The sequence below is a fragment of the Rossellomorea sp. H136 genome (assembly GCF_056838065.1).
Genome location: NZ_CM166371.1, coordinates 3982405 through 4007717, shown reverse-complemented (window position 1 = coordinate 4007717; position 25313 = coordinate 3982405). Strand labels below are relative to the sequence as shown.

Here is a 25313-nt window from a genome sequence, read left to right as displayed (position 1 = left end):
CAAAGGGATTGGCTAAGAATGTCTGATGAAGACAAGGTCGTTGAATAAAGTGTCAATTATCATCAATCATAGGAAGGGTTGTTTTTATTCATGAGTCATGTTACAGATTTTTATGAAAAATTGCCTGATAATGTGAAAGCATTTTTTGATCGTCAGTATCAAGATTCGTATCGATTACTCGATGATTCGCGTCATCCGCAAACAGGACTTTACGCAGATGCTTATATGACATTAGGAAATAATCCGGATCGGAGATGCTCTATCGCAGCAACAGGAGTAGGTCTGATTGGTCTTGCAGTAGCCGATATGGAAGGATGGGACGACGATGCAAAAAAGAAAGCAATCGTAACACTTCAAGCTCTTAAGGGAGAAGTAGATGGATGCAGCCCTGCTCGCGATAAAGACACAGGGTTTTTCGCCCATTTTGTAGACATGGAAACAGGAGAAAACTTGAAATCGGAAATCTCGACAATCGATACTTCACTTGTAGTGGCAGGAGCACTGTTCGCAGGTCGGCACTTCAAAGAAACGGTACCTCAAATTGCAGAAATGGCGAATGACTTGTTAAAAGGGATTGACTGGAGTGTCGTTGTGGCAGATAAAGAAAAAGGTGTTATAAACATGGTCGTCAAAGATGGTCAGGGGACACTTCCATTACCTGCATATAATGAATATGTGCTGGTTGCTTATCTTGCTTTACTGGGGCAGCCGGAAAATGAGGATATCCAAGATTTGTGGTATAAGAATTTTGCTGAAGATAAAATCGACGAATTGCCAAAAGTTCATTACCGTGATATTCCGGTTCTTACTGATCGAGCAGGGGAAAACTTTTTGTCTTCATTTGTCCATCAATTTCCATTTTTCCTTGTACCTGAGTATGCTGAAAGTCCAATTTACAGAGATTTTTTCGCTAATGCCTGTATGGCGGATCGTTCAAAATGGAAAGAGCTATATGATGTCCCGTCGTATGTATGGGGATATGGAGCTGGCCCGAATGATGGATTTCATGGAGGATACCATGCGGATAAAATCAATAATTCCCCAGGGGATATAGCATCTGCCTATATTGTAGCGGGCTTTTTGCCTGTTTACCCTGCCGGGATTTATGATTTGTACGCGTTATATCGCCTCCATATCCCTTATGATGTATATACGAACCCTAATGATCAAGAAGACGAAAAAAAATTCCGTGCATCCTATCAATATGGATTGCACAGATATTCATGGTGGCATCTTGAACAACAGAAACGATGCTATCCAACCAAGGTAACCTTGATTGATTGGAGTTCTATGTTGTATGGGATGGCAGCTTTTAAACGAGGAATGTCTTTTTTCACTGAACGGCTTATTAAGTTAGAGAAAAGTGTATGACGGCATGTTTTTGTGAAACATCTTATGTGAGTGAATCTATTTTTTTATAAAAAGGTGATGGAAAGATGGTCCATAAAGTGATGACGTTCAATCTAAGGGTAGATATCCCTCAGGATGGAAGCAATGCCTGGGAGAATCGAGCAAAAAAAGTTACTCAACTCATTAACAATCACCAGCCTGCTATTATCGGTACACAAGAAGGATTGCTCCGGATGATAAAAGATATCGAAGAAGACTTGCCGGATTACCGATGGATCGGAAACGGGAGGCGCGGCGGTATGGCTGATGAATTTTGTGCTATTTTTTATCATGATAAAAAACTGGATGTAGTTGAAAAGGGTCAATTTTGGTTGTCTGAACAACCAGATACTCCAAACAGTATCAGCTGGGAAAGTGATTTCCCAAGAATCTGTACATGGGGACATTTCCGGTTCAAGAATGATGGTACTGAGTTTATTGTCTATAACACACATCTCGACCATATTAGTCAAGAAGCCAGAGAAAATGGTATTCACTTAATCTGGAAAAGGCTTTTAAATCATTATGATAAGAAAAAAATCCCCATAATTTTGACAGGAGATTTTAACAGTGAACCTTCCAATCCTGTAGTCCGTTTCTTGCGGGGGGAAGCAGCTATCATGGATGAAACAGTGAATCTACAAGATGCGTTTATAGTATTGAATGAGCCTATAGGCAGGACATTTCATGGCTTTAATGGAGGAACGGAAGGAGAACCAATTGACTACATTTTCGCGAGCCCTGAAATAAAGGTGTTACAAACAGATGTGGACAGAAGCACGGTAGATAATGTTTATCCATCCGATCACTATCCAATCATTTCTACTTTAGAAATCAATTAAGTGACCATTATTGTAGCCGTTATCATTAAAGATGACGGCTGAGAAAACTATATGTTTTGGATGAAATAATTAAAAAAATAAAAGAGGATGAAAAGAATATGAAAATTCTTTATATCGATATAGATGCATTGCGTCCCGACCACTTAGGGTGCTATGGCTATGAACGAAATACATCACCGAATATAGATAGCATTGCAGAACGAGGTGCCCACTTTACCAATTATTATGCCTCTGATGCACCATGTGCACCGTCTCGTACTGCCTTATTCAGTTCTCGATATGGAATCCATACAGGAGTTGTAAATCATGGCGGTTTACAGGCTGATATGCGCCCAATCGGAAAGGATCGCCCGTTTAATTATCACCATACCGAATATCAATCTTGGGTCGATGTTCTCAGATTCAAAAAACATCACACAGCCATTATTAGTCCTTTTCCGGGGCGTCATTCCGCATGGCATATGCTACAAGGCTTTCTAGAAGCTCATGACACAGGAAAGCACGCAGGAGAAACAGCAGGAGATGTTTCTAAAGAAGCTTTACGCTGGATTAAAGAAAGAGGAAGTGAAAAGGAAGACTGGTTCCTTTATCTGAATTTCTGGGATCCGCATACACCATATCGAACACCGGAGGAATTTGGAAATCCTTTTGAAAATGACCCTGCTCCCGAATGGCTGACGGAAGAGATGATCGCTCAGCATCGTGAAAGCTATGGTCCTTATAGTGCAAGAGATTTGCCGAATGTCAGACAGTGGCCGGGAATACCAGAAGAAATTACATGCAGAAAAGATTTTAAGAAGTGGATCGACGGATATGATACCGCTATTCGACATGTCGACGATCATGTCGGAAAAATCCTTCAGACCCTTGAAGAAGAAGGCATATTAAATGAGACAATTATCATTATTTCTTCAGATCATGGGGAGAACCAAGGAGAATTGAATGTTTACGGGGACCACCAGACGGCAGACCATATCACAAGCCGCATCCCTTGTATTGTTGCAGGTCCTGGAATTAAACAGGGCCATGTCGATGAAGACTTCCACTACCAGATCGATCTTGGACCTACCTTGACGGAGTTAGTTGGCGGTGTACAGCGGGATAGATGGGATGGGGTCAGCTTTTTGCCTGCTCTCACAGAAGGAAAAACGGCAGGGCGTCCATATCTCGTCGTTAGTCAATGTGCCTGGAGCTGCCAACGTGGGGTACGTTTCGATAAATGGATGTTCATACGTACGTATCATGACGGATTGAAGGAATTTCCAGAATTAATGTTATTTGATATCGAAAATGACCCGCACGAAACAAATAATTTAGTTGATCAGAAACCAGAAATTGTTGCAAAAGGTCTGCGACTATTAGATGAATGGGTGGCAGAACAAATGGTGACGTCTGATTCCCCAGTAGACCCGATGTGGAATGTCATTCATGAAGGCGGACCTTTCCACACAAGAGACGATTTGAATCTTGATTCTTATTTAGAAAAGCTACGTAACCAAGATCGAAATGCTGCGGCTGACAGATTGGAACGCCGATACCGTCCGGGAAAATTCGAAACAGAATCAGACGCTTAATAGAAGGATTCTTTTCATCCATCATCCTTCTAAAGGAATACCTTGAACCAAAAAATAATCAAATTTACAGATTGAATGATCAAAGGAGGAAATAAAGATGAGAGTTCTTTTGTTAGATTTAGATTCAACAAGACCGGATCACTTGGGATGCTACGGCTATCATCGTGACACTTCACCTAATATCGATCGTATTTGTGAGGAGGGGGTAAGGTTCACAAACTATTATACATCTGACGCACCCTGTGCACCTTCTAGATCCGCACTTATGTCAGGGCAGCTTGGTATACACAATGGGCTGGTAAACCATGGAGGAACAGCAGGCGATGTACGTCATGATGGACCAAAGAGGGATTTTTCTGATCGACTTGCATTGGAGAGCCTTCCATCGTTTTTAGATCAAGCTGGTTTGAAGCCTGTATTAATTAGCCCATTTGCACAGAGGCACGGTACATGGAATTTTTATGCGGGATTTCGGGAAATGCATAATACAGGTAAAGCTGGGATAGAGTCAGCAGAAGAGGTGACACCGGAAGTTCTGAAATGGCTCGAACATAATGCTCAGGAGGATAATTGGTTTCTCTATGTGAATTATTGGGATCCCCATACCCCATATCGTGCTCCGGAGGAATTTGGAAATCCGTTCGAGAACGATCCGCTTCCTGAATGGATCACAGAAGAAGTACTTGAAGAACATAAAAAGAAAGTCGGTCCTCATAGTGCCAGTGAGATCAATATGTATGATAATAAACAAAACCCTGATTTTCCAAGATCTCCAGGTGAAATAAAGGACATGGCTGGATTGCGACAGATGATAGATGGTTATGACTGTGGCGTACGCTGGATGGACGAGAACCTAGGGAAAGTATTTAAGTCTTTAGAGGATTTGGGGATCATGGAAGAAACGATAATTATCATTACCGGCGATCATGGCGAGAATATGGGGGAGTTAGGGATATACGGTGAACATGGTACAGCAGACCACGCGACTTGTAACATTCCTATGATTATTCGCTGGCCGGGAGTAACGAAACCAGGTCATGTGGATGATGAACTGCATTATCATTTAGATTTAAATCCGACCCTGGCCGAAATTTTCAATCGGGCACCAGCACCGGGGTGGGATGGACAAAGTTATGCTCCAGCCTTAAAAGGTGAAACAGGCTCAGGTCGTGATTATTTAGTAGTTTCACAATGTGCACATGTTTGCCAGCGCAGCGTCAGGTTTGATGATTGGCTATATATTCGGACCTACCATGACGGTTATCATTTATTTGATAAGGAAATGCTTTTTAATATTAAGGATGACCCTCATGAAGTTCAAAATGTGGCAAAGGAAAATCCACATATTTGCAAAGAAGCCGTGTACCGACTGAACGAATGGCATGAGGAAATGATGCATACCAGTTCATCAGATGTAGACCCTTTATGGACAGTGATGCGAGAAGGCGGCCCATTCCACGCCAAAGGGAATTTACCAAGATATATTCAACATTTGGAGAGGACAGGCCGTGAGTATGCAGTAGAAGAACTAAAGCAACGTCACCCCAATGAGTTTAAATAAAGCTATTTGTTATAAATAAGATAATAAGCAGCAGCTGGATTACAACTGCTGCTTTAGTTTTTTTGCACGAAATTGTTAGTCATCAGGGGGAAAAGTTAAGGAGAAAGTGATTGATAGCTTTATCTGCAGGCTTTCTAAGGACATTTCAAGTCGCTTAATCCAGTTGGTGCATGTCCAATAGAACAATCGCCAAAAAGGATTTTAGAAAATAGTCTATTAATATTGAAATCGTATACATTTAGTCTTATAATATCTGTATTGAAACGTTTCAATTGATACGTATATTGATATTTAACGTGTTACTATTTTTAAGTATCACGAACCATTCACAGATTGAAAAAAGTTTCCCTACATATAAATCTAATATAAAAATATAGTAATTTAGTGTCATCCACTTTTTTTTATATTTTTATTGTAACGTTTCAATTGCTGTTTAATAAAGGTTTGGCATTGTGATTTTATAAGAAAAAAATCATGTAGAAATGTCTAAGGTGTTTTCAAACATCATTACGACTACTCTACACAACCGGAGGACATAATGACTAAAAATCATGCGAATATCATACTTGAACAAATGACATTGGATGAAAAAATCGGACAATTAATGCAGTTAGCTACGTTGTTTTATGAAGGTTCCTCAAATCAAGGGAAAATTACAGGTCCAATGGAGAATATGGGGATTAATAAAGACGTTGTGCATAACAGCGGCTCAGTACTTGGTGGAGCAGGAGCAAAAGAAACAATGAATATCCAAAAAGCCCACCTTGATGGAAATCGACTGGGAATTCCTTTACTGATGATGGCTGATATCGTACATGGGTTTAAAACGATTTTCCCGGTTCCTTTAGCAATCAGTTGTTCATGGGATATGGAATTGGCTGAAAAAAGTGCTGAAGTCGCTGCAAAAGAGGCATCTGTTTCCGGAGTCCACGTTACTTTTGCACCGATGGTCGACTTGGTCCGCGATCCGCGTTGGGGAAGAGTGATGGAGTCTACAGGTGAGGATCCATACTTAAATGCAGAGTTTGCAAAGGCATTTGTCCGCGGATTTCAAGGATCGGATTTAGAAAACGATGAATATCGAGTTGCAGCGTGTGTCAAACACTTTGCTGCATATGGAGCAGCAGAAGGAGGCAGGGACTATAATACAGTGGATATGTCAGAACGCATGCTCCGCGAATCATATTTACCTGCGTATAAAGCAGCGCTTGATGAAGGCTGTGAAATGGTTATGACTTCTTTTAACACTGTCGATAGTATTCCTGCAACCGGAAATAAAAGATTAATGCGCCATTTGCTTCGAGATGAATGGGGCTTTGACGGTGTTATTATATCTGACTGGGGAGCAGTCAAGGAGATTATCCCTCACGGAGTTGCCGCAAATGAAAAAGAAGCCGCCCAAAAGGCGCTCGAAGCGGGTGTCGATATCGAAATGATGACAGCTTGCTATGTTAAGAACTTAAAGCAATTAGTTGAAGACGGTTCCATTTCTGAAAGCTTGATCGATGAGTCAGTCCTTCGTATATTGCAACTAAAAGAGAAATTGGGATTATTTGAAAAACCATATCGCGGAGCAGATGAACAGCTGGAGAAAGAGATTATATTATGTGAAGATCACCGTCAAGTTTCCAGGGAACTTGCGACAAAATCTTGTGTACTATTAAAAAATGATCATGTCCTGCCATTACATAAAGATCAAAAGGTGGCATTGATTGGACCATTTGCCCAAAATGGAGACATTTTAGGTCCATGGTCTTGGCAAGGATCGAAAGAAGATGCAATCAAAGTAGATGAAGGTTTTCGAATGAAAACGGATGCGTCTCATCTTTTCGTCGCTCAAGGGTGTGATGTTGAGTCAGGCACAGAAAAGCAGCTGGAGGAAGCACTCCAAATTGCCAAAGATGCTGATGTCATTGTGCTGGCGTTAGGTGAGCATTCAAATATGAGTGGAGAAGCTAAATGCCGTGCAGATATTTGTTTACCAGCAGTTCAGCTTGACTTAGTTTCAAAAATGAAACAATTACAAAAACCAATCGTGGCCGTATTGTTTAACGGTCGTCCTCTCGATTTACATGGTGTAATCGATCAAACAGATGCTGTATTAGAAGCCTGGTTTCCAGGAACAGAAGGCGGAGCTGCTGTGGCAGACTTACTGTATGGAGATGTGAATCCATCTGGACGATTAACGATGTCATTCCCATATTCTGTCGGCCAAGTTCCGGTTTATTATAACAGTTTCAATACAGGTCGTCCGAAAGTTGAACCGGTGACTGAATATGTTTCAAAGTACTTAGATATCCCTAATGAACCTCTGCTTTCCTTTGGGTTTGGATTAAGTTATACGACTTTTGCATACAGTGATGCATCTCTTTCTGCAACATCAATGAGTCCAGGAGGATCCATTACGGTTTCTGTTAAGGTGAAAAACACAGGGAACGTTGCTGGGGATGAAATCGTTCAGTTATATGTGAGAGATGTCGTAGGTGAGGTTATACGTCCATTGAAAGAGTTAAAAGATTTCAAAAAGATCGCATTGGATCCGGGTGAAGAGAAAGAAGTCTTGTTCATCTTAAAAGAGGAGCAGCTTCACTACCATCATTCGGACCTACAGTTCAAGAGTGATCCGGGAGAATTTATTGTTTATGTCGGTTCAAATAGCAATGATGTTACAGAACTTGCATTTGAATTGACAAATGAAAAGGATTGAGGGGAATAAGATGACTTTGACAAAGGACTTAACATTTGAAGTAAAAGCAGGTGACATACTTTTTTCTTTTTTAAACAGCGGCGATATTCTTCAATCGACTCATCAACACATTATGATTAATCAATGGATGTCCAATCCTGTTGATGGATCCCTAAATAATTTATATTTGCGAATCTTTCGTTCAGATGGGATTAAAGTTTTTCCATTACTGGGTGTACAGTCAAAAAGTGAAGTGGAGTTTTCCGGTTCTCATGTGACATGGAAAGGAAACATTGATGAGGTTAACTATCAAGTCATTTTCCACTTGACTGAACAAGGTATCTGGTTTTGGGATATTACTGTTGACGGTCATGACGTTGAAGTAGATGTGGTTTATGGACAAGATTTAGGGATGGCTAGTAAAGGTGCTGTCAGAAATAATGAAGCATATGTTTCTCAATATATCGATCACAAAGTTTTTGAGGATGAAACAAAGGGATATGTTGTATGTTCCCGTCAAAATCAGAAGCAGCCAGGAGGTTTTCCATACTTACAACAAGGGTCATTAACAAAAGCAGTAGGTTATTCTACAGATGGTTTCCAGTTCTTCGGTTTGACTTATAAAGAAACAAATCAACCTGAGGTATTGTATAAAGACTCTCTTCCAAATGAAGTTTACCAATACGAGTTTGCTTATACAGCACTACAATCAGAGCGGATAACATTAGCAGGACAAACAAAATTTGTTTTCTATGGTTTATTTAAAGAAAATCATCCTGATTCAGTAACCTCTTTAGAGTATGGCGAAGATATAGCTGTTGCCTGGGAAGAAGTAAATAATCACGGAGAATATTCCGCCCAGCCTCTTGAAAAAGTTAGTAGAACACCTAAATTCGGAACACCTTTGGTTACTGATTCTATGACAATGGAAGACATTTCGAATTTATACCCTGATCGTCACCAAGAAGAATGGGATGGAGATACCTTACTTTCATTCTTTACAGACACATATGAGCACGTCGTTTTAAAGGAAAAAGAGCGACTTGTCGAACGACCGCACGGCCATATACTCATGACTGGGCAAAATGACAAAATAAAAGAAAATGTACTTTCATCCACTTCATTCATGTATGGAATCTTTAATTCTCAGCTTGTCGTGGGAAATACTTCATTCAATAAGCTTTTAACGAATGCACGGAATGCCTTAAACGTAATGAAAACATCCGGGCAGCGCATTTATGTGGAAATAGGCGGTGTGTACCATTTATTGACGATGCCTTCTCTTTTTGAAATGGGGTTTAACTATACTCGCTGGTATTATAAAACCAGCGATGAAACATTCATCATTACAAATTTCTCCATGGTCGATACACCGGAAATACATCTGCAGGTCAGAACTGAAAGCGGGAATGCATACCGGTATCTCGTAACGAATCAAGTATCCATGAATGGTAATGAACTCGAAGTACCATTTCATTATGAAAGGGATGGCCAAACAGTAACTTTCACCGCAGATGCTGAATCGAATTCTGCAGTTATTTATCCCGACCTGAAATATCGGATCCGTGTTGAAGGGACTGAATTTACTTTAGATAATGAAAGTAAGCTTATCTCAAACGCAGAGCCTCATTCTGCATCTGTCGTTGTGTTCGAATTAAATTCTACAGCGGTGTGGGAAATGAAGATGCAAGGTCTTCTGCATGGTGAAGAGTACCCGTTTACGAAGCGGGATGTCTCCATAGAAATTGAGCGTTATCGTGATTATTTCCGTCAACTAATGAATGGCTTTCACTTATCACAACGAGGCGAAACCGTAGAAAAATTAGACAAAGTAAACGCTCTTGCCTGGTGGTATACCCACAATATGCTTGTACATTTTTCTGTTCCGCACGGTCTGGAACAATATAGTGGAGCGGCATGGGGGACACGGGATGTTTGCCAAGGTCCTATGGAATACTTCATGGCTACGCAAAAATATGAAACTGTTAAGGATATTATAAAAACCGTTTATACACATCAATTCGAGGATGATGGGAATTGGCCGCAATGGTTTATGTTTGATAAGTATTCTCATATCCAAGCAGGTGAGAGCCATGGTGACATCATCGTTTGGCCGTTAAAGGTATTAGGTGATTATTTAGCTGTTACGAGGGACTACGAAATTTTACAAGAGAAAGTGCCTTACACTAAGCGTGGAAATGGCTTTAAACTTACGGATGACGCGGAAACGATTTATGACCATGCAAAAAGGGAAATCAACTATATTAAAGAACATTTCCTACATGACACACATTTATCATCTTACGGAGATGGAGATTGGGATGATACCCTGCAGCCGGCGAATGCAAAATTGAAGCAGTATATGGTCAGTAGTTGGACGGTTGCTTTAACCTATCAGGCTATCCGTAATTTATCTGTTGTCCTAGAAGAAGTAGATGGAAAGGAAGCATTTGAACTTGCACAATTAGCATCTGGAATTGAAGCTGATTTTAATCAATATATGTTGAAATCCGGCGTGATTCCAGGCTTTGTATATATGGAGAATCCTGATACAACCGAATTGATGCTTCATCCGACAGATGAAAAAACAGGGATTCATTATCGATTGCTGCCAATGCAGCGGAGTATCATTAGTGAGCTGTTTACCAGGGAACAGGCTGAGGCACATTATGAATTGATAAAAGAAACCTTATATTGCCCGGATGGCGTTCGTTTAATGAATCGGCCAGCCAACTATAAGGGTGGTATCAGTACCCACTTTCAACGGGCTGAGACTTCATCGAACTTTGGACGGGAGATTGGATTGCAGTATGTCCATGCACATATTCGTTTTGTGGAAGCGATGGCTAAGCTTGGGAAAGTAGACGAAGTATGGAGCGGATTATCAAAAATTAATCCGATTCGTATTCAGGATGTTGTGCCGAATGCGGAAAGACGCCAAAGTAATGCATACTTCAGCAGCTCTGACGGAAAATTTAACACACGTTATGAGGCACAGGAACAATTTAATAAGTTAAAAGATGGTTCAGTACCAGTAAAAGGCGGATGGCGTATTTATTCTAGCGGGCCTGGTATTTATATGAATCAGCTGATTTCAAATTGTTTGGGTATTCGTCCAACAGCAGACGATTTAGTGATAGATCCTGTTTTGCCTGAAGATTTTAACGGACTGACATTTGATTATACGATTTACGGAAAGTCTGTTTCAATCGTGTATCATCTTTGCAAGGATACCGGTCGCCGTGTGGTTATCAATGGTGAAGAACTAAAAGCTACAGAAACAATCAAGAATCGATATCGTCAAGGTGGAATATGCATTTCTAAAGCAGAAGTTGAAAGTAAATTAAGCTCAGAACTGAATTCAATCGAAGTATATCTCTAATTTTAAATAGCACAGTTTCTGTTTCGAAGAGAAGAAATTATAATGATAGTCAGAATGAAAAGAGCGGTCGTCAAATTGGTGATCGCTCCCTTTCTGCTAATTTAAGGAGATAAAAAGATGATTGTGAAATTAACAGGTTTTGCTGATGAAATTTCACCCGAAATGGACTTACAATTGAGCGTCCTCGAATCTGAAAATATTCATTTTCTGGAGCTGAGGAGTCTATGGGGGAAAAATGTCGTTCATCTAAATGATCAAGAGTTACTTCAAGTGAAAGGAGAACTGCGTAGCAGAGGGATCAAAGTATCAGCCATCGGGTCACCAATAGGAAAGATCGGGATTCACGACGATTTTGAAAAACATCTTAAAGAGTTCGAGCGAATCATACATACAGCCCATTATTTTAATACACGTTTTATTCGAATTTTTTCTTTTTTTATCCCGGAAGCAGAAGACCCTAACATCTATAGGGACGAAGTGATGAGAAGGATGGGAATATTTGTAAAAAGGGCAGAGGAAGAAGGGGTGATCCTCCTTCATGAGAATGAAAAGGGGATATATGGAAGTGACGCAGAACGGTGTTTAGATTTATTTACTACTTGTCAATCACCTAATTTCCGTGCAGCTTTCGATCCTGCCAATTTTGTTCAATGTGGAGTAAAACCTTTTACTGAAGCCTATCCTTTACTAAAAAAATATATCAAGTATGTTCATGTGAAAGATGCTCTATTTTCCAACGGTATGGTGGTTCCCGCTGGAAAAGGAGATGGACAACTAGAAGATATGTATAAAGCATTATACGAAAGTGGATACTCTGGATTTATGTCACTTGAACCACATCTAGCTGCTGAAGGGACATTCTCGGGGTTCAGCGGTCCTGAATTATTTAAAGTTGCATCAAAAAGCTTAAAGGAGTTATTGCATACTATTGGGGCTGAGTGGAAATAAGGAACATTTAATCTAGTTTTATAAGAGGAACGTTGATTTTGGAAGATTTTAAATCCTGTGTAAGCTCAATTCATCACTTCGTAAAAACGCTTAAAAGGTTTGTAAGTTATTGTAAATTTTGTAAATTAAACCTTGAAAATCCATTTTTTATCAGCTGAAACAACAATAAAAGACCACCATTCTTTTTTGAATGGTGGTCTTTATAAATAAAAACATTGTGGTATGGAGCATAGCGGGATCGAACCGCTGACCTTTTGGCTGCCAGCCAAACGCTCTCCCAGCTGAGCTAATGCCCCGTGAATCGGTCATGATTAATTATAAAAAAGTACCAGGCATTCGTCAATCATTTTTTTACTATTTTTTGTACTGGAATGTGAAATGACTTGAAAAGGCGTCGAACAAATGGTTCGACGCCTTTCGGATGTGGACAAAATCTGATCACTCCACATCTTCATCCTTTCATCTATTCAACAACTCTAACCCTTTCACCATTGCCAACGCTTCTTGATCAGCAATCACCGTGACGTGTTCGTGGCGATTCAAAATAGAAGCGGGGAAGTTCTCAGAGATTTCTCCTTCAACTAACTTTTTCATGGCCACTTGTTTAGCTTCTCCTGAAACCAGAAGAAGGATTTCTTTGCTCTTCATAATCGAAGAAATCCCCATCGTGATGGCTTGGGCAGGTACTTCATCAATTGAGTCAAAATAACGGGCATTAGCCTCACGCGTAGATTGAGCAAGCTCGACAATGTGGGTGTTGGAATCAAAAGAAGTACCTGGTTCATTAAATCCGATATGTCCGTTGCTGCCAATTCCCAGTATTTGAAGATCGATTCCGCCATGTAAACGGATCTTTTCATCATATGCCTCACATTCCTTTTCGAGGTCGACTGCTTTTCCTGAAGGAATATGGGTGTTTTCTGAATTAATATCAATATGTTTAAATAGGTGGTCATTCATGTAATGATAGTAGCTGTTAGGGTGCTTATCTGACAATCCGATGTATTCGTCCAGGTTAAACGAGGAAACATGTTGATAGGACGTCATGTTCTGTTTATGGTCATTTATCAATGCCTCATAAAGCCCTTGTGGTGTTCCGCCTGTAGCTAATCCAAGGGTCAGCTTATCGAATTTTTTCACCTTGGATAATAGATAGTCTGCAGCGACTTGACTCATTTCCTGGTAGTCTTTCACTTCAATTAGTTTCATGAGTATCATCCTCTCGAATATATGCTATTTTCCCTTTACATATCGTTGTGTATACATCTTTGTTTTCGTCTAATATGACGATATCTGCATCTTTCCGGGGAGCAAGGCTGCCCTTTCGATCAAAAACATTTAATTGTTTTGCAGGGTTTTCAGCGGTCATTTTGATTGCACTTCTTATATCTCCCGTAGTGAATTCCTGGATATTTGTAAAGGCGTCTCTCATCTTCAATACGCTTCCTGCTAAAGTGTCTTCATCCAATAAAGCTTTCCCGTCCTTAACCGTCACCATCTGGCCGCCAAGATCATACTGGCCATTCTTTAAGCATTTTGCTCTCATGGAATCAGTGATGAGGATTAATCGCTCGTCTGTAATTTGATCGAATGCTAATTGGACCACTTCCGGACGAACGTGGATGCCGTCTGAAATCAATTCCACCATTAATTCCTTTCGAAGGAATGATGCGCCGACAATCCCAGGCTCCCGATGGTGAAGTCCCGACATTTGATTGAACAGGTGGGTAACATGGGACAGGCCTGCATCGATGGCTTTCCCGACCTGATCATAGGTTGCACTGGAATGACCGACTGAAGCGACAATCCCGTTCTCTTTTAAGTAACGGATCAGTTCGTATTCATCATCAAGTTCAGGGGCAAGGGTCACTAACTTAATATTCTCTCCTGAAAGAGCATGCCAGTTTTTAAACACTTCGACATTTGGCTTTTGAATACGATTCAAAGGCTGTGCTCCTGCCTTATCCGGGTTAATGAATGGTCCTTCTAAATGAAGGCCGAGTATTTCTGCCTGACCGCCTCTTTGATGGTTTGACATATAGTCTGCCGTTGCCTTCAAGGCTTTTTCGATTGCACCGGATGCTTCCGTCATGGTTGTCGCAAGGAAGCTCGTGGTTCCTTCTTTTGGAAGTGTCCCGGTCATCGTATCAAGAGCTTCCCGGGTGGCATCCATTGTGTCGGCTCCATTTACTCCATGGATATGAATATCTATCATTCCTGGGACAACACTATATCCATGGGGAAGTGAAATCACTTTGTACTCTTCTGAATCGGTTAACTGGGAACGGTCACCCATTTCGGTGATCTTTCCATTCTCTATTTTGATAAACCCTTTTTCATAAACTGTATCTTCTGCATAGATGTTTCCATCTAGGATAAGTAGTTTCTCTATACTTGAGGTCACTGAAATCACTCCTTGAGTACTTTACACTTCTACCATAACACCAGATAGTATAGATGTCTATACCAGTTTGTGTTTGAACAGTTTATTTTTTAATATAAATTGTATTCAACACTATAAACTCAACAAATCTCAATGTATATTCATAAAATTGGTATAGACATCTATTCCTTTATGATGATATGATATGTACAGGTTAAACGCTTTCAATTGAAACAAAAGGAGAGAATGATATGTTAGGATTCTTACAACGAATCGGTAAATCACTCATGCTTCCAATCGCGGTGCTTCCTGCAGCTGCATTATTGCTGCGCTTAGGTCAGGATGATCTATTAGGAATCGCGTTCATGTCCGAAGCAGGAGATGCCATATTTAAAAATTTAGCATTAATCTTTGCCATCGGGGTGGCAATCGGATTTTCGAAAGATGGAAATGGTACTGCCGGATTAGCCGGTGCCATTGGTTATTTGGTATTAACTGGCGGGTTAAAAGCCCTTGATCCGGATTCCAATATGGCGATTTTCGGGGGGATCATCTCCGGAGTCGTGGCAGGTTTATTATATAACCGTTTTAATGATATTAAACTTCCGGCCTGGCTGGGATTCTTCGGGGGCAGACGTTTCGTTCCAATCGTAACCGCTGCGTCCATGGTTGCACTCGCAGGCATATTTGGAATCGTCTGGCCGCCGATCCAGAGCGGGATCAACTCCATTGGTGAATGGATCATAGGTGCCGGAGCAACAGGAGTCGGTGTGTTCGGCCTACTGAATCGTCTCTTGATTCCAGTCGGTCTGCATCACGTGTTGAATACACTTGTATGGTTCGAATTTGGGACATTTAAAGATGCAGCAGGAGAAATTGTGAAGGGAGATATTCCACGTTTCTTCGCAAAAGATCCGACAGCGGGAACGTTCCAGACAGGCTTCTTCCCTATCATGATGTTTGGTCTGCCTGCAGCGTGTCTTGCGATGATCGTGACCGCGAAAAAACATTTACGTGCCAATGTATCGGGGATGTTAATCGGGTTAGCTGTCACTTCATTCTTAACAGGGATCACTGAGCCGATTGAATTCAGTTTCATGTTCTTATCTCCTGTTCTTTATGGAATTCATGCTGTATTAACAGCAAGTTCTATGGTCATCACGTATGTACTTGGCATCCATCACGGTTTCGGCTTCTCAGCAGGCGCCTTTGATTACATCTTAAATTTCAACATCGGCCAAAAACCTTGGCTGTTATTAGGGGTAGGCATTCTTTATGGAATCATCTATTTCCTCATATTCACCTTCTTGATCAAGAGGTTTAATTTGAAAACTCCAGGTCGTGAAGATGATGAAGATGTAGTAGTAGATGAGAAATCAGGCGGAAATAGTAAATATGAAATAATGGCTGAACATTTCCTGAAGGATCTTGGCGGGAAAGAAAACCTGGCAGTCATCGATAACTGTGCCACACGATTACGATTACAAATCAATGACGTCACACTTGTAGATGAAAAAGCGTTAAAAGCACACGGGGCTAAAGGTGTGATGAAGGTAAACAATAAAAACCTTCAAGTCATTGTCGGGACAGATGTGGAATTTGTTGCCGATGAATTGAAAAAGTTAAAATAAACGGAGAGAGCAGACGGGTTTGTCGCATTTGGCAAAATCTGTCTGCCACTTTCATATAGATCTCGGATAATTGTCTGTTATAAACAGGGTGTATATACTAAAATAAAAGATAAATCGTTATTTCGAAAGGAGAAGCGTTCGTGGTAAATAAAAATTCTCCTCTTCCTTTGTATTATCAGTTAGAAGAGCACCTAAAACATCTAATACAGTCTGAAGAGCTAAAGCCAGGTGATGCCCTTCCGTCTGAGCGGGAGCTGGCTGAATCGTTCAAAATCAGCAGAATGACCGTGAGGCAGGCGATTACCAATCTTGTGAATAAAAATGTGTTATATAGAGAAAAAGGGCGTGGGACATTCGTCTCTCATCGCAAAATCGAGCAAAGCCTCCAAGGGTTAACAAGCTTCAGTGAAGATATGAAGAGTCGGGGACTCGAGCCCGGGAATAAGTTACTGCATTTCGAAGTTTCCCCGGCCATTGAGGATATTCAGGAGCTTCTTTCGTTAGAAGAAGATGAACTTGTGTATACAATGAAACGAATCCGTCTTGCGAATGATGAACCGATGGCACTGGAAACAAGTTATATTCCGGTGAAGCTGCTGCCAGGATTGAATCAGGAAATATTGGCAAAATCACTGTATCACTATATTGAAAGCGAGTTGAACCTTCACATCAGTCATGCCACGCAATCAGTGGAAGCGGCAATTGTGACGGAAGAGGATATGAAGCATCTAAAGGTGAAGAGCGGGGAGCCGGTGTTGCTCATCCAGCGTGATTCATTCTTAGAAGACGGTACCCCTTTTGAGTTAGTACGATCGATTTATCGAGCTGATAAATATAAATTCAAAATCAACTTGGACAGACTTTGAAAAAGAGTAGGAACCCCATTTTATTATGGGCTCCTACTCTTTTTTATAATCCTTTTGTTAACAGAGGAATACGCTTACGATATTTTTCGATTAACCGTTCGTTATGATCATCTGCGCCGTCCACATTTCCGCTGATGAAGATAGGCGGTTCAAATCCGTCTTTCACCATGTTTTCAATGGCACCTGCCATGACGCTGTTCAATATTGCCGCGCCGATGACAGTTGAAGATGGAGAGAACGGAACAGACACTCTTGGATCAGTCAGTACTGCATCACCTACAACGGAGTGATTATCTATGGCATGATCCACTACTTCACTCAGAAATTTTCCACTGGGATGTCGGGACGTTTCCTTCTCTACATAATCAAAGGAACTGATGGACACAACATAAGCGCCACATTTTTTCGCGTGAAGAGCTACTTCGATGGGAACGGGATTTTTTCCAGAAGTGGAGAGGACGATCACCACATCATGGGGCTGAATATCTTGGGCATTCATAAACTCACCCGCAAACCCTTTCGCTCTTTCTAACTGAGAAGATCGTACGGCTCCTTCATGGAGCATGAGAGGCTCAATCAAAATCGGATTGATCGGAACCAGTCCACCTGCTCTGTAGAATACCTCTTCTCCAAGGATGTGAGAGTGACCGCATCCAAAGAGCTGAATGATGCCATCTTGTTGGATGGAAGAAGATATCTTTTGAGCAAGCTTTGCCATTTTTTCAGCTTCTTCGGTATGAACAACATGTAACTTTTCCTGGATTTTTTCAAAATATGTAGAAATCATTTTCTTCCCGCTTTCATTTTTTCTTTCAGCATATCATATTTCTTGTGAACGTCTTAGAAAAGGGAGTAAATACTGACAAACGTGATGAAGGCTGCTGCAATAAATGTTAAAAAGGCAGAAGCTTTTCTTTTTGCCTGAAACTCTGAAAGTCCCATCACAAGCATCATGGCTCCTAAAGAAAGAAACATAATCGTCGTAATGAACTCGGGTGAATCCTCACTTAACAACCCGTATAGGGCAAAAGTGATAGCGATTGTGGAAAAAAGGATTCTTACCTTAAACAGCATGAAATTCACCCCTGACTCGGAAGATAAGACTATGGTAACATTTATTTCCATGATTATTAATGGTTTTGAATGACAAGAGATGAGAAGTTGCAAATAAAAGCCTGTGAACAAGCGTGTGGAAGAACAAGATATGTACGTTTCGGAGCTCGGTTTGATCATTAGAAAACGGGATCTAAACCATGTAAACTTGAGGAGGTCTATTTCTTTTTTCAAAAGTGTCGATAGATGTTATAGTAAGATAATAAAAATCAGAATTCCTGAAAGGATTTTTCATGATGAATTATAAAATGATTGTATTAGATTTAGATGATACTTTATTACGAGATGACCAAACGATTTCGGGGCGTACAAAAGATGCTTTGCTTCAAGCACAGGAAGCGGGAGTGAAGGTTGTTCTTGCATCCGGCCGCCCAACGTATGGAATGAGATGGGTTGCAAAAGAACTGAAGCTGGACCAGTACGGAAGCTATATTCTTTCTTTCAATGGATCGAAAATAATAGATTGCAAGACAAACGAAGAGAAATACAGTCGAACATTATCAGCTGAAACCGTTCATCGCTTATACGATTTGAGTAAACGGGAAGGCGTTGGCATTCTGACATATGCTGATGATGCGATTGTTGTAGAAGAATCAAGTGAATTTGCTTCTATTGAAGGTGAACTGACTGGGCTGCCTGTAAAGGTCGTTCCCAACTTTAAAGAAGCGATTAAGGAGCCTGTTGTAAAGGCACTCATGTTAAAAGAAGCCGATCGATTGGTAGAGGTCGAGAAAAAACTTCAAACCGAACTGGATCGTGAACTGAGTGTGATGCGCTCCAAACCATTCTTCCTGGAATTTACGCAGCTTGGCGTGACGAAAGGGGCAAGCCTGGACTACCTGATCAAGCCAATGGGTATTAAAGCGGAAGAGGTCATCGCCATCGGAGACAGCTATAACGACCTTGCCATGATTGAATTCGCCGGCCTTGGCGTCGCAATGGGAAATGCTCCGGGAGATATTAGAGAGAAAGCTGATTTTGTAACAACCTCTAATATGGAAGATGGCGTAGCAGAAGTAGTTGAGGAGTTTGTATTGAACAGATTATCCCGCGTTTAAGGATCCAGGGGTGGCTCAGGGTCACCCCAAAAAAGAGCCAAACCCAAAAATCAGATTCACCCCCAACCCCTACTTATGATCGCACTCCCGATCAAACTCCGAACCATACTCTGGAACCATTCCCCGCTCCCTACTTGAACCGCTTTCTTTAGGGCATCCCCCATCGATATCCGGAAGCTTCCGGTTAACGAGTTTCGGAGGAAGGGGCTGAATTCCGAGAAAACAGTTGCAGTCGATGCTGATACATTTGTCGGTTTGATATAGGGCAAATAATTCATCGACCTCGTCGGTAATGTATCCGTCTATATCCAGTCCGGCCAGTAACCGCAGTGTGGCACAGCCATCATCGATATCGATGAGCTTAAAGAATATGGTGCAGTTAGAATGTAAGTGTGCACGAAACGGCTCGTTATCTTCCTTTGTATATATAATAAAAGGAATGGTGTCTACCTTGTCGTATTGACAAATGAACTTAAATTTTTGAGTGGCCAATTGGAATTGTTCCAGTAATAATTCATTCAGTGTTTCGCATATACAGCTATTGTGATGACAAATCATCGCCTCAAATCCTCCTTTCACCTGTCTCTTACCATTATTGTATTTTTGTCTGTAAAAGTGGTGTAGTGCATATATAACGGATTAAATTGATTCTAAATAAAATTGAATGTCTTTAGCGGCATTTTTTGCACGCCTCTCTGATTCCTGCACGGATTCCCCACTCGCCATAACATACCCGTAGCGATGCCCCATGGAAGTTGGAGTGTGAAGTGTTTTTCCTTTTTTCGGTTTTATATAAACTTCAATGATGCCTTCTTGTTCTTCTGCCCTGTCTTTGCCAATCACTTTTAACAGTCTGCCAGTCTTGTTGACAGTAATGTAGTAGGTGTAGATATGTTTTTCCCATTTGCGTTCGCTGTGGTGAGACTTTTTAAGGTATACCCTTAATGTTTCTTCCACTATGCTCAGTCCATATGCTTCTTCAACCATTTTGTTCATTGCTCCCCCGGAGATTCGGGGATTGACTTCAATGAGTTTCCATCTATTCTTTACAAGCCGCATTTCTAAATGACAGCTTCCGTTCACAAATCCCAGGTCATTGACAATCTCTCCGACCTTTCTGACTAGTACCGGATAATGGTAAACGGGTGAAACACTATACCCGGTGACAATGAATCGTTTATGATAGTCGATTTGCTGTTTGACGACCACTGTGATCACGGGCTTGCGTTCTTTGATGACCACTTCGATTAAGTATTGAGGTCCCTCTAAGAATTCTTCTACAAGAAGACTTAGAGGTTTTTTCCGCTTTAATTTTTTTATGCCTGCTTTCAGCTCATCCTCATTACGAATAAGGAGGACATCTTTTGACCCGTTAGAAACGGGTGATTTTAATACAACAGGATAGGAAAAGGTCTTAACACTCTCTTTAGAAAAGGGAGGATCCATTTTCATGAAATCAGAAGAATAATCTTTTCCGGCCAGTTTCTTGCGGAGCACTGTTTTATCCATACAATCACGAATCGGTTCCAAGGAAATTTCGGTTCTACAGAATTCATTAGAAAGCCGGGCTGCTACATAAACGTAAGAATCGAGAAAACTGATGATGCACGCTATTTTCTTTCCATCCTGCTGAAGTGAAGATATTTCTCTCCTGATTGCTTCTTCATGTCTTAAATCTACTTCGTACATTTCGTCGACATCCTGAAAGAGTTCTCTTTCTCTTATAAACTTCCTGCGATTAGTAAATAGAATAGTAGAATAGCCCATTTTTTTCCCTGCTTCAATTCCGTCCCGTGAGGAGCCTGATTGGTTTGTACCTATATAGATGATGTGTTCATTCATGGGGGAAAAGCAGCTCCTTTATGTGTTTAGTCTCTACTCAGTATATGAGCTGTTTTAGGATAAGTATGGGCAATTAAAGGTGAAAACAGATAATTGGACTAACCTCGAACAAAGATTACACAGTGAGTGTTTTTCGCCGGTTGTCTTTGTTATGTTAGCCACTGATGATTGGAAGGGCATTTACTAGACTTCTGTCAATAATGGAAACCGCTTGATCCGCCCTTGTCAGGATATGGTGAATAGGAGGGAAGAAACTATTCACATACATAAAATATTTAGGGGGATCATCATTGAATCAGCCTACACCCCCCAAGTATCAACAGAATAAACTGTACAGTAATGCAATGCTCGTACCCATCCTGAGCTTTGAAAGAGAATATGATAAATGAAGGAGCGTACCTTGAATGAAGTCTATCATTTTTATAGAAACCACTAAGTCAGGTTCAAGTAGGGAAGCAATTAAGACGGCAGACAGACTTGGATTTTATACCGTCCTGTTTACTGAAAGACCTAATTTTGTGGCGAAGAGGGAGGAATTTCCCGATGTTCATTTGATGAAATTATGTGATCTCAGTGATATGAATGTGCTGCAAAAGGAAGTAAAAGCACTGATTTTGAAAGGGATAGAAATTTCGGCTATTGTGAGCTATGTCGATCCGCATAGCTACACAGCATGTACTCTTGCCGATCAATTTAATATTAATCATTTTTCAACTGAAGGAATGAAAAATATTCAAAATAAAATTCAAACACGGGAACTGCTGAAGAACTCATTAATTACTCCAGCATATTGGACAGTTACAACAAAGAAGGAAAGTGAGGCATTAGAACCGAAAATCAAGAATAAGTTCCCTCTGGTCATGAAATCCCCCCAATCTACCGGCTCAAAAGATGTATATAAGGTTGGAAATCTATTAGAGTATCGGAAGCGATATAATACGTTGATTAACCTCTATGAAAATCAGCCGATATTAATAGAAGAATACCTCCCTGAACCTCAATATCTGGTGGAAGTGGTGGTTCACAAAGGAAAGGTTCATATTATGGCAGTCATCAAACAGGATATTCAATACAATCGTCGCTTTATCGTGATGGGGTATAAATTATTACTGAATCCAGGGATAAACTTTTCTAACGGTCTGATGAAAGCGATAAAAGTTATAGTTGCTAAGCATGGACTGGAGACCGGTCCTTGTCATTTGGAGCTTCGCCGCAAAGGAAATCAGTGGAAGTTGATTGAAATAAATGCACGTATTTCAGGTGCCGGAATGAACAATATGATTAAAGCAGCCTATGGAATCAATTTGGTCGAAGAAATGTTAAAAATGGCACTGGGAAAAGATCCGGATTTAAAGCCTAAGTTTCAAAAGAATGTGTACATGCAATACGTGACGGTGGAGAAAAAAGGGACGCTTAAGAAAGTCACAGGAAAAAACAAGGCACTTGCGTCCCAGGGCGTAGTAGAGGTTTACGTCAAGCCCCGTAAAGGATCAGTGATTACACCACCATTGTCAATGGGACACCGATATGCGTATGTAACCGCTATTGGAAATACAGCAATAGAAGCCGAGGCGAACGCGAAGAAGGCAGCTGCGGAAATTCAATTTTGGATTGAAGAGTCTCCAAAGGAAAAGATTACAACGATCATTAAATAAGAAAAAGGGAGGGTGTACATTTTCCTCCCTTTATTACGTATAAGTCAAAAAATGTTTACCTAATAATTAAAACGCCTTGTTTAAGCTTTTACGGCTTTAAGCAAGGCGTTTCATTTTCATATCAATTTTTTTCTCTTGTGATGGTGTTCAATCTGGAGGCTGTTAACCAAAATTCTTCTTGCAATATTCCACCGTATCCACCATCTCCAGGCCGCTGGCTCCTTTAATCAGAATCGTCCAGTTTGGTTGGATGATTTTTTCTAGTTTCGCATTTAATTCATTCATATAATGTCGGTTAAAGTGAAAGATTCGCTGCTTGTTCATACCAGCTTCCCTGGCGCCAGCTCCAATGTTTTTGGAAAGGTTGCCATAGGTAAAGAGGTAATCAATTTTTTTCTCAGCTACGTATCTTCCTATTTCTTTGTGAACGGCTTCATGTTTGTCTCCAAAGCCTGCCATACTACCCAGAACTGCCACTTTCTTTTCACCCTCCAATTGCGTAAGTACGTCGAGTGCGCCTTTCATGGCATCAGGAAAAGCATGGACTGTATCGTCAATCAGCGTGATATTGTTTTTCAGCTGCATAACATCAAGCCTGTGCTTTGGCTTTTTAACTTCATTCATACCTTGTTTAATTTCTTCAGGCTTAAAGCCGAGAAGGTCCGCAATGGCGATGGCAAGAAGGGCATTGTAAACATAAAATTCTCCATGGTATGGAATGGAAAAGGTATGTGATTTACCAGAAAGCTTTAGGTCAAAGCTGATACCTTCCACGCTGTACCGCAGATTCTTTGCCTGATAATCAGAAGGGGAATGAATGCTGACCTTTTTCAGTACTCCTGAGAAACCCTTAGTATGAAGAAGCTTTGAATTCTTGTCATCTCCATTCAAGAATAAGTGACCATCACGATCCATTCCCTTAATGAGCTCCGATTTAGCTGCAGCTATTCCTCTGATATCGCCATTGAAGTTACCGATATGGGCAGTACCGATATTGGTGATTGCTCCTATGTTAGGCTGGATTATCTTGCAATGCTTTTTGATTACGCCGGGAAACGCCATTCCATATTCAAGTACAATAGCCCGATGAATGAAGTTGATTTCATCCTGGTGCTTTTCAGTATGATCAGTCCGGTTCCAATAATCACTGGATTCGAAGATAATCCAGCGGGTTCTGAGAATAGACGCGATGAATGATTTGGTTGTTGTTTTACCTGAGCTTCCGGTTACAGCAATGATCGGTCTTTCAACGGAGAAATCTTTATCCATAGTAATCCTCCTTTCATTATTTACTCGGATTTTTTCTTGGCTAAGTAGATGCAGTAATGTATGGTGTTTTTGACAACATCCATCTCAAGATAAAAGGTCGGGGGACATCCTGGTCTCCAGTTCACTTCATAGATCCATATTTTTCCCAGGTCATCCAAAGCAACATCAATTCCAAGCTCATCAATACTTTCTGAATACCTTTCCATTTGCAATTCGTCCAAATGCCGGGCAAGTATCAAAGAAAAGTTTTCTAAATAGCGCTTAATATTAAAGTAATCATGATCTCCAAATTCCTGTTTCAAAAAAGGAACCAGATAATTCATCGAACCACCGTTGTTAATGTTTGAGACAATCGTTCCCGGTGCGCCGATTCTCGGATAGATAGAGGTAATGACCCATTTCCCATCACCGTCTTTTTGAACGTGAAGCCGAAAGTCAAATACGCTTCCATCTTTTGTCCGGCAATTGATATAAGGCTGGACGAGAAATTCCTCTTCTTGAATATTATCTGAAACAAATGCCTTTAATTCATCATAGGAATAAAGATGATCGTCCGTGTTTAGTAACAATCTAAAATCATTTCCGACACGTTCAATATAAATGATAGAGATACCTTTACGGCCGTTTACAGGTTTAAAGACAATCTTCCGATAGGCTTCCAAAAAAGAAAAAAAGTGATTCGTCCCTCTTACGACCTCAGAGGGAATCAAATATTGTGTGAACTCTCCAGCTTCCTTCAGTCGTTTATATACCGCCATTTTATTGCCGATCGAATGAGTGGTAAATGGAATAGTCTTCTTCAGCTTCTGAATAACGTCATTGGATTTAGCAAGCTTTTCAGGGCTTCCTGTGTTATAGATAACATCAGGAAACGGAAAGGTTCCTTCCACCCACTCTCCGTCTTTATATTCAAATCCGGAAATGGTTTTCGTTATTAAATTTACTCCACCTGGAGAAAAATAGACCATCTGCGTTCCTTCTGCCTTGGCAACAGCTGCATAAGCGTATGATTTAATTACACTATCAGGATGCTTTCGGTGGTGCAGCATTCCAATTCGAATCAATTGACTAACCTCCTTAAAGTATTTTCTTCCTTACTAGTAAATGATGGTCG

At 40.7% G+C, this 25313-nt stretch carries 19 protein-coding genes and 1 tRNA gene; 11 read left to right on the top strand and 9 right to left on the bottom strand.

The features are described 5' to 3' along the window. The first annotated feature begins 90 nt into the window (after positions 1–90). The 7 genes from ACYH0O_RS20415 (at position 91) to ACYH0O_RS20385 (ending at position 12382) form a co-directional block, all read left to right on the top strand. On the top strand, positions 91–1371 hold the full coding sequence (locus ACYH0O_RS20415) for a hypothetical protein (protein WP_482630110.1): 1281 nt from the start codon (positions 91–93) through the stop codon (positions 1369–1371). A gap of 65 nt (positions 1372–1436) precedes the next feature. Continuing rightward, entirely contained in the window at positions 1437–2231 is a 795-nt protein-coding gene (locus ACYH0O_RS20410; RefSeq protein WP_482630109.1) for an endonuclease/exonuclease/phosphatase family protein, read from the top strand. A 98-nt stretch (positions 2232–2329) separates the two neighbouring features. Continuing rightward, positions 2330–3805 (top strand): sulfatase family protein, encoded by a 1476-nt coding sequence (locus ACYH0O_RS20405; RefSeq protein ID WP_482630108.1) that lies wholly within the window; start codon positions 2330–2332, stop codon positions 3803–3805. A gap of 97 nt (positions 3806–3902) precedes the next feature. Then, the gene (locus ACYH0O_RS20400) at positions 3903–5366 is read left to right on the top strand and encodes a sulfatase family protein (protein WP_482630107.1); all 1464 of its coding nucleotides are present in this window, start codon (positions 3903–3905) and stop codon (positions 5364–5366) included. A gap of 538 nt (positions 5367–5904) precedes the next feature. Beyond that, a complete protein-coding gene (bglX, locus tag ACYH0O_RS20395; protein WP_482630106.1) occupies positions 5905–8073 on the top strand; it encodes a beta-glucosidase BglX in 2169 nt (722 codons plus the stop codon). 10 nt (positions 8074–8083) lie between these two features. Then, complete coding sequence (locus ACYH0O_RS20390) at positions 8084–11434, top strand: GH36-type glycosyl hydrolase domain-containing protein (protein WP_482630105.1); 3351 nt, start codon at positions 8084–8086, stop codon at positions 11432–11434. A 117-nt stretch (positions 11435–11551) separates the two neighbouring features. Beyond that, positions 11552–12382 (top strand): sugar phosphate isomerase/epimerase family protein, encoded by an 831-nt coding sequence (locus tag ACYH0O_RS20385; protein ID WP_482630104.1) that lies wholly within the window; start codon positions 11552–11554, stop codon positions 12380–12382. 223 nt (positions 12383–12605) lie between these two features. Here the strand turns inward: ACYH0O_RS20385 and ACYH0O_RS20380 are convergent. From ACYH0O_RS20380 to nagA, 3 genes are all read right to left on the bottom strand, one after another. Then, positions 12606–12678: transfer RNA gene (locus ACYH0O_RS20380), tRNA-Ala, on the bottom strand. A 163-nt stretch (positions 12679–12841) separates the two neighbouring features. Beyond that, positions 12842–13591, bottom strand: a complete 750-nt coding sequence (nagB, locus tag ACYH0O_RS20375) for a glucosamine-6-phosphate deaminase (RefSeq protein WP_482630103.1) — start codon at positions 13589–13591, stop codon at positions 12842–12844. After that, a complete protein-coding gene (nagA, locus tag ACYH0O_RS20370) occupies positions 13578–14786 on the bottom strand; it encodes an N-acetylglucosamine-6-phosphate deacetylase (RefSeq protein ID WP_482630102.1) in 1209 nt (402 codons plus the stop codon). Before nagA ends, nagB begins: the two co-directional genes overlap by 14 nt. A 230-nt stretch (positions 14787–15016) precedes the next feature. On the opposite strand from nagA, the gene nagE reads away from it, so the two are divergent. Beyond that, the gene (gene nagE / locus ACYH0O_RS20365; RefSeq protein ID WP_482630101.1) at positions 15017–16396 is read left to right on the top strand and encodes an N-acetylglucosamine-specific PTS transporter subunit IIBC; all 1380 of its coding nucleotides are present in this window, start codon (positions 15017–15019) and stop codon (positions 16394–16396) included. Between the two features lie 140 nt (positions 16397–16536). Further along, positions 16537–17262: a GntR family transcriptional regulator gene (locus ACYH0O_RS20360; protein WP_482630100.1), complete on the top strand. Its 726-nt coding sequence runs from the start codon at positions 16537–16539 to the stop codon at positions 17260–17262. Between the two features lie 43 nt (positions 17263–17305). Here the strand turns inward: ACYH0O_RS20360 and ACYH0O_RS20355 are convergent, their stop codons facing one another. Continuing rightward, positions 17306–18049 carry an SIS domain-containing protein gene (locus ACYH0O_RS20355; RefSeq protein ID WP_482630099.1) on the bottom strand — a complete coding sequence of 248 codons (744 nt, stop codon included), beginning with the start codon at positions 18047–18049 and terminating at the stop codon, positions 17306–17308. Between the two features lie 53 nt (positions 18050–18102). Further along, positions 18103–18336, bottom strand: coding sequence for a YczI family protein (locus ACYH0O_RS20350; RefSeq protein ID WP_482630098.1), 234 nt, complete (start codon positions 18334–18336; stop codon positions 18103–18105). Between the two features lie 275 nt (positions 18337–18611). Between ACYH0O_RS20350 and ACYH0O_RS20345 the strand changes: the two genes are divergently transcribed. Continuing rightward, positions 18612–19433 (top strand): Cof-type HAD-IIB family hydrolase, encoded by an 822-nt coding sequence (locus tag ACYH0O_RS20345; protein ID WP_482632626.1) that lies wholly within the window; start codon positions 18612–18614, stop codon positions 19431–19433. A gap of 69 nt (positions 19434–19502) precedes the next feature. Here ACYH0O_RS20345 and ACYH0O_RS20340 read toward each other — a convergent pair whose 3' ends face one another. Next, entirely contained in the window at positions 19503–19991 is a 489-nt protein-coding gene (locus ACYH0O_RS20340; protein WP_482630097.1) for a CotY/CotZ family spore coat protein, read from the bottom strand. A gap of 81 nt (positions 19992–20072) precedes the next feature. Then, on the bottom strand, positions 20073–21275 hold the full coding sequence (locus ACYH0O_RS20335; protein WP_482630096.1) for an ATP-grasp domain-containing protein: 1203 nt from the start codon (positions 21273–21275) through the stop codon (positions 20073–20075). Between the two features lie 404 nt (positions 21276–21679). Here ACYH0O_RS20335 and ACYH0O_RS20330 point away from each other — a divergent pair, with 404 nt between their 5' ends. Then, a complete protein-coding gene (locus ACYH0O_RS20330; protein WP_482630095.1) occupies positions 21680–22930 on the top strand; it encodes an ATP-grasp domain-containing protein in 1251 nt (416 codons plus the stop codon). Between the two features lie 162 nt (positions 22931–23092). On the opposite strand, the gene ACYH0O_RS20325 is transcribed toward ACYH0O_RS20330, so the two are convergent. Both ACYH0O_RS20325 and ACYH0O_RS20320 read right to left on the bottom strand, forming a co-directional pair. Continuing rightward, the gene (locus ACYH0O_RS20325; RefSeq protein ID WP_482630094.1) at positions 23093–24199 is read right to left on the bottom strand and encodes a UDP-N-acetylmuramoyl-tripeptide--D-alanyl-D-alanine ligase; all 1107 of its coding nucleotides are present in this window, start codon (positions 24197–24199) and stop codon (positions 23093–23095) included. A 20-nt stretch (positions 24200–24219) separates the two neighbouring features. Next, positions 24220–25263, bottom strand: a complete 1044-nt coding sequence (locus ACYH0O_RS20320) for a YheC/YheD family endospore coat-associated protein (protein WP_482630093.1) — start codon at positions 25261–25263, stop codon at positions 24220–24222. Positions 25264–25313 lie beyond the last annotated feature (50 nt).

Bases quoted from the DNA above. Each gene is read 5' to 3' on its own strand.
- ACYH0O_RS20350 (WP_482630098.1), bottom strand. From the start codon at position 18,336: ATGCTGTTTAAGGTAAGAATCCTTTTTTCCACAATCGCTATCACTTTT.
- ACYH0O_RS20405 (WP_482630108.1), top strand. From the start codon at position 2,330: ATGAAAATTCTTTATATCGATATAGATGCATTGCGTCCCGACCACTTA.
- ACYH0O_RS20410 (WP_482630109.1), top strand. From the start codon at position 1,437: ATGGTCCATAAAGTGATGACGTTCAATCTAAGGGTAGATATCCCTCAG.
- ACYH0O_RS20355 (WP_482630099.1), bottom strand. From the start codon at position 18,049: ATGATTTCTACATATTTTGAAAAAATCCAGGAAAAGTTACATGTTGTT.
- bglX (WP_482630106.1), top strand. From the start codon at position 5,905: ATGACTAAAAATCATGCGAATATCATACTTGAACAAATGACATTGGAT.
- ACYH0O_RS20345 (WP_482632626.1), top strand. From the start codon at position 18,612: ATGAATTATAAAATGATTGTATTAGATTTAGATGATACTTTATTACGA.
- ACYH0O_RS20335 (WP_482630096.1), bottom strand. From the start codon at position 21,275: ATGAATGAACACATCATCTATATAGGTACAAACCAATCAGGCTCCTCA.
- ACYH0O_RS20385 (WP_482630104.1), top strand. From the start codon at position 11,552: ATGATTGTGAAATTAACAGGTTTTGCTGATGAAATTTCACCCGAAATG.
- ACYH0O_RS20415 (WP_482630110.1), top strand. From the start codon at position 91: ATGAGTCATGTTACAGATTTTTATGAAAAATTGCCTGATAATGTGAAA.
- ACYH0O_RS20330 (WP_482630095.1), top strand. From the start codon at position 21,680: ATGAAGTCTATCATTTTTATAGAAACCACTAAGTCAGGTTCAAGTAGG.
- ACYH0O_RS20325 (WP_482630094.1), bottom strand. From the start codon at position 24,199: ATGGATAAAGATTTCTCCGTTGAAAGACCGATCATTGCTGTAACCGGA.
- nagE (WP_482630101.1), top strand. From the start codon at position 15,017: ATGTTAGGATTCTTACAACGAATCGGTAAATCACTCATGCTTCCAATC.
- ACYH0O_RS20340 (WP_482630097.1), bottom strand. From the start codon at position 19,991: ATGATTTGTCATCACAATAGCTGTATATGCGAAACACTGAATGAATTA.
- ACYH0O_RS20400 (WP_482630107.1), top strand. From the start codon at position 3,903: ATGAGAGTTCTTTTGTTAGATTTAGATTCAACAAGACCGGATCACTTG.
- nagB (WP_482630103.1), bottom strand. From the start codon at position 13,591: ATGAAACTAATTGAAGTGAAAGACTACCAGGAAATGAGTCAAGTCGCT.
- ACYH0O_RS20390 (WP_482630105.1), top strand. From the start codon at position 8,084: ATGACTTTGACAAAGGACTTAACATTTGAAGTAAAAGCAGGTGACATA.